General features: G+C 59.3%; 2 protein-coding genes. Both read left to right on the top strand.

Features of this window, described 5'->3' with window-relative positions; genetic code table 11:
- On the top strand, positions 1-652 hold a 652-nt coding region (locus ACP7E0_RS34885), incomplete at its 5' end, for a carbohydrate ABC transporter permease (protein WP_426131927.1).
- A gap of 27 nt (positions 653-679) precedes the next feature.
- Positions 680-1314, top strand: a 635-nt coding sequence (locus ACP7E0_RS34880; protein ID WP_426131925.1) for an ABC transporter ATP-binding protein, incomplete at its 3' end; no start/stop codon positions are given.

Here is a 1314-nt window from a genome sequence, read left to right as displayed (position 1 = left end):
TGCCGTGCAGGCGCAGAGCAATTATTTCAAGTTCTTCCTGAACTCGGTCATCCTGTCGCTTGGCTCGACGCTGCTTGCCTTGCTGATTTCGGTGCCTGCCGCATGGTCGATGGCGTTTTCGCCGACCAACAAGACCAAGGACATCCTGATGTGGATGCTCTCCACCAAGATGATGCCGGCCGTCGCCGTTCTCGTGCCGATCTATCTTCTGTTCCGTGACTTCGGCCTGCTCGACAGCCGCATCGGCCTGACCTTCATGCTGACCATGATCAACCTGCCGATCGTGATCTGGATGCTCTACACGTATTTCCGCGAAATCCCGGGCGAAATCCTTGAGGCAGCGCGGATGGACGGCGCTTCGCTCTGGGGCGAGATTGTTTACGTGCTGACGCCGATGGCAGTACCCGGCATCGCCTCGACTATGCTGCTCAACATCATCCTTGCCTGGAACGAAGCGTTCTGGACGATCCGCCTGACCACCACCAATGCAGCGCCGCTGACGGCCTTCATCGCCTCGTTCTCCAGCCCGCAAGGCCTGTTCTGGGCAAAGCTGTCGGCAGCCTCGACCCTTGCGATTGCACCGATCCTGATCATGGGCTGGTTCAGCCAGAAACAACTTGTCCGCGGCCTGACCTTCGGCGCCGTGAAGTAACTCAAAGAAAAGACTTGGGAGGCACGCATGGGCAATATTCAACTGAAAAAAGTCAACAAATCCTTTGGCGCGACGCAGGTCATTCCAGGCATCGATCTGACGATCAACGAGGGCGAGTTTGTCGTCTTCGTCGGTCCCTCGGGCTGCGGAAAGTCAACCCTCTTACGCCTGATCGCCGGCCTTGAGGATACGTCTTCGGGCACGATCGAGATCGACGGCCGCGATGTGACCGGTGCTGCACCGGCCAAACGCGGGCTGGCCATGGTGTTCCAGTCCTACGCGCTCTATCCGCATATGACGGTGCGCAACAATATCGCCTTTCCCTTGAAGATGGCGAAGATGGACCAAGGGGCGATCGACAAGAAGGTGACGGAAGCGGCGCGCGTCCTCAACCTCACCAACTATCTCGACCGGCGCCCCGGCCAGCTCTCCGGCGGTCAGCGCCAGCGCGTTGCCATCGGCCGCGCCATCGTGCGCGAACCCTCGGCCTTCCTGTTCGACGAGCCGCTGTCCAACCTCGATGCAGCCTTGCGCGGGACGATGCGGCTGGAAATCAGCGAACTGCATCACCAGCTGAAGACGACGATGATCTACGTCACCCATGACCAGGTCGAAGCCATGACCATGGCCGACAAGATCGTTGTTCTCAACGCCGGCAATAT

The sequence above is a fragment of the Pararhizobium sp. PWRC1-1 genome, assembly GCF_049897905.1.
Lineage (GTDB): Bacteria > Pseudomonadota > Alphaproteobacteria > Rhizobiales > Rhizobiaceae > Pararhizobium.
This window is presented reverse-complemented; position numbering and strand designations above follow the sequence as displayed.